General features: G+C 62.7%; 3 protein-coding genes and 1 pseudogene. 3 read left to right on the top strand and 1 reads right to left on the bottom strand.

The features are described 5' to 3' along the window. The 3 genes and pseudogenes from ACXAJT_RS27425 to ACXAJT_RS27415 all read left to right on the top strand — a co-directional run. Window positions 1–602: pseudogene (locus ACXAJT_RS27425) on the top strand (hypothetical protein); the annotation flags it as partial. Window positions 603–775: 173 nt separating this feature from the next. Then, a complete protein-coding gene (locus ACXAJT_RS27420) occupies window positions 776–2,701 on the top strand; it encodes a multiheme c-type cytochrome (protein ID WP_475242155.1) in 1,926 nt (641 codons plus the stop codon). A gap of 365 nt (window positions 2,702–3,066) precedes the next feature. After that, on the top strand, window positions 3,067–3,357 hold the full coding sequence (locus tag ACXAJT_RS27415; RefSeq protein ID WP_475242153.1) for a hypothetical protein: 291 nt from the start codon (window positions 3,067–3,069) through the stop codon (window positions 3,355–3,357). A 96-nt stretch (window positions 3,358–3,453) separates the two neighbouring features. Here ACXAJT_RS27415 and ACXAJT_RS27410 read toward each other — a convergent pair whose 3' ends face one another. Then, a complete protein-coding gene (locus ACXAJT_RS27410; RefSeq protein WP_475242151.1) occupies window positions 3,454–3,741 on the bottom strand; it encodes an isochorismatase family protein in 288 nt (95 codons plus the stop codon). Window positions 3,742–3,879: the final 138 nt, after the last annotated feature.

The following is a 3,879-nucleotide window of genomic DNA, read 5'->3' as shown; positions in this document are numbered from 1 at the left end:
TCACCTATGTTGCCGAGGCCGGAGGCGGTGGCACGCTGCCGGAGGTGCGGGTGGCGTGGTACGACATTGACGAGGCGACGGTGAAGACCGCGTCTGCCCCAGGCCTTGAGTTGCAGATCGATGGCCCGCCGCCGGGGCGTAGCGCGCCGCTCGATCAGCGACTCATCGCGCTGCTGGCGCTGGCTGCGGTGCTGGCGCTTAGCCTTCTGTGGCTGGTGCTGCGCTGGCTGCTGCCCGAGCTGACACGGCGTCTGGCGCTGCGACGCGAAACCGAGCTTGCCTCGGAGCGCCATGCCTGGCGCGCGCTGATGCAGGTCATCGGGCGTAGCGATTACACCGCGCTACGCCCGGCACTCGATCTCTGGGCCGGGCGGGTCGAGGGGGCGGATCCGCGCCGTGCCGCGCCGGTTGAGGCGGCGCTGCTGGCGCTTGGCGCTGAGCGCTACAGAGGTGGCGGGACTGCCAATCCCGGCGGCTCGGCCTGGACGTCGCTGCGGGGAGCGCTGCAGGTCACGCGATCAAGCCGACACAAGAATTCCGAAGTCAGTGCCCTTCCGCCTCTCAATCCTAAACAAGCGCCTCGACCTTTTGACCGCGCCTGAGCCGAAAACAACGTTGGAAGTGATCTGTGTTTAAGAGAAATCGCCTGCCTCTCCGCTCCTTAGCGAACGATGTTCCTAGCCACACGGAAGCTCAAGCTGAGCTCAGAGATGCGGACGCATGTTCTAAGCTCTGCGGCATATGGACTCTCTTTCTGACAGTCGGAGCAGTAGTCGTGGCTGCGATTCCCGCTCACTCTCAGGATTACCTCGGCTCCGAGCGCTGCATCGCCTGTCACGAGGCCGCCGGCGCGGATTGGGAAGGCTCGCACCACGCCCTCGCTTGGACGCTGCCGACCGCCGACAACATCAGCGCGGATTTCGACGGCAGCGCATTTACGCTCGGGGACATGCAGGCGCGCTTCACCCGCGCCGAGGACGGCACGCCGCGCGTCAGCGTCACCGAGCTCGACGGGGTCACCACCGACTACGATGTGCATTCGGTGATCGGCGTCGAGCCCCTGCAACAGTATATCCTCGAAACCGAGCCGGGCCGCCTGCAGAGCTTTGACGTGGTCTGGGACACCGAGAAGGGCGGTTGGTTCCACCTCTATCCGCAGCAGAACTATGCGCCCGACGACGGGCTGCACTGGACCGGCCCCTACAAGACATGGAACAGCCGCTGCGCCGCCTGTCACGCCACGGGGTTCGAGGCCAATTACGATCCGCAGACCCGCAGCTTTGCCTCGACGCAGGTCGAGATCGGCGTCGGCTGTGAAGCCTGCCACGGCCCCGGCGCGGCGCATGCCCAATGGGCCGAGACCTATGAGACCACGCAGGAAGCACCGCCCCCTGCCTCCGGCTTCCCCGTCGACATGTCCGACCCCGCTCAGGCGATCGAACAATGCGCCACATGCCATTCGCGGCGCGAGCCCTACACCGACGGCAACCCCGTGCCCGGCACGCCGTATCACGACACCTACAACCTCTCGCTTCTGCGCGAGGGTGCCTATGAGGCCGACGGGCAGATCCTCGACGAGGTCTATGTCTACGGCTCCTTTCTGCAATCGAAGATGTACGCCGAAGGCGTCAGCTGCTCGAACTGCCACCTGCCGCATGAGGCCGAGCTGATCGCCGAGGGCAACGCCGTCTGCACCCAGTGCCACAGCCCGGCGGGCAACCCGGAGTTCCCGTCGCTGCCGCTCGACGTCTTCGATGGCCCCGAACACACGCATCACCCCGAGGGCTCAGCGGGCGCGCAGTGCAAGAATTGCCACATGGTGGAACGCGTCTACATGGGCAACGACTGGCGGGCTGACCATTCCTTCCGCATCCCGCGCCCGGATCTTGCCGCCGAGACCGCCGCCCCCGATGCCTGCACCACCTGCCACGAAGACCAGAGCCCCGAATGGGCCGCCGAGACGCTTGAGGAGTGGTTCCCCGACAGCACCCATCGCGGCCCGCACTACGGCGAGGTGCTCGCCCATGGCCGCCGCGATCCGGCCCGCGCCGCGCCCGAGCTGCGAAGCCTGTCACAAGACACCGATATGGCGGGCATCGTGCGCGCCACCGCGCTCTACCTGCTGGAACAGGCGGGCGATCCCGCCGAGGCCGCGGCCTTGGAGGCTTTGCTGCAAGACCCCGACCCACTGGTGCGCAGCGCCGCCGTCCGCTTGCAGCGCTCCGCCCCGGCCATGGAACGCGCGCCGCGCGTCATTCAATCGCTCAGCGATCCTTCGCGCTCGGTGCGCATGGCAGCTGCGCAGTCAATGCTCGATGCGCAAATCGCCCATATGCCCGGTCGCTACAAACGGGCGTTGCGCGCGGCCTTTGCCGAGTGGCAGGCCTCTATGGCCAGCCGTCTCGATTTCCCCGAAACCCACCTGCAGTTGGGCGGCATGGCGCTGGTGATGCGCAATATGCCCTCCGCCTCGAACGCATTCGCCGAGGCCACCCGGCTCGATCCGCAACTGACGGATGCGTGGATCATGCAGGTCCGCATCGCCTTCGCCACCGGCGACGAGGCGCGGGGCCGCGCGCTGCTGGAGGACGCGCTGGCGCGCAACCCGGGCAATGTGACCCTGCAGATGATGCACACCGAACTAACCGGTGAGGAGATGGACCTGCTGCCACCGCCCTCAGCGGACTCGCCACATAAATAAAATAAACCTGTAGACAGGTACGAATGCCTTCATGCTCGCTTTTCCCCTAACAGTGCAACCGGCACTATGTCTTAAGCTCGATACTGCGAAGTTGGCGCGAGTGATTGGCGACGCATTCCTTTGTCTCTCGGAGAAAGGAGCGGCAAAGCATAAAGGCATCGGATTTCACAGTGGCGCTGAAGGCGTTCATCCTGAAGCAGGGCATTAGGCTAAGCCGGAAACAAAGATACAAGGCGTAAGACGACTATCGTGAGTGATGGGGTGCATGGCATAAATGTGAAATCTATATGTCACAATGAGTTATCGTTGCGTTAAGTTAAGTTCCTCAATAGCATATGAATCACTGACAACTCGGAGAAATACCGATGAAGTTTAATAAAATCTCGATTTTCTCTCTCGCACTTTCGATGTCCGCAAGTGGCGCGTTCGCAAACATCACCCAAGTGAAGTGTGACGACTATATTGTCGGGATTTCTGAGGAAATCGCAGCTGCAGCTGAAGAGCGTGCAAGTTCTCAAACAGAAGCGCACGAAAAGGTCTGTGAAGCGGCAAGCCAAATCGATATCGGCGGCGATGATCCTGAAACTCACACCGTCACGATCCTGCCGTACGGAATCGAGACCACCGTTCTTATGGTTCCGCTCTACACCGACTAACGCTATCGGAGCAGATCTTCAGGTTTTTGAGAGCACCCCTTTTCTGGGGAGCTCTCTTTTTTAAGTCAACGGAATACATGCAACGATTGGGTTGCCTCAGGCGATGGTGACGCCAGAGTCCTTCATTGCCTGCACCTGGGCCGCAACGCCTGCGGGATCGATGCCGCGGCAGCCGTCCTCGATGAGCGTGACCTTGAAGCCCAGCGCGATGGCATCGAGAGCCGAAAAGGCAACGCAGAAGTCAGTCGCAAGTCCGCACATCACCACATGCTCAATGCCGCGATCACGCAGGTAGCCGGCAAGCCCGGTCGTGGTGGTCTTATCGTTCTCGAGGAAGGCGGAGTAGCTGTCGATCTCGGGGTTCGTGCCCTTGCGGATCAGCATCTGGGCTTTGTCGATCGACGCTTTGTTGAGCGCAAGTCCAGCACCGCCGTAAGCGCTGTCACCGCGGCACGCCTGTTCAGCTTGACGGGTTCAAGTTCCATGGCAGGAGCTCGTCGATCCTGCTGGCGGGGTGACCGG

It is taken from the genome of Salipiger sp. ABF4_146 (assembly GCF_056161345.1).
Note: the sequence above shows the minus strand (reverse complement) of the source record. Positions and strands in the feature narration are given on the sequence as shown.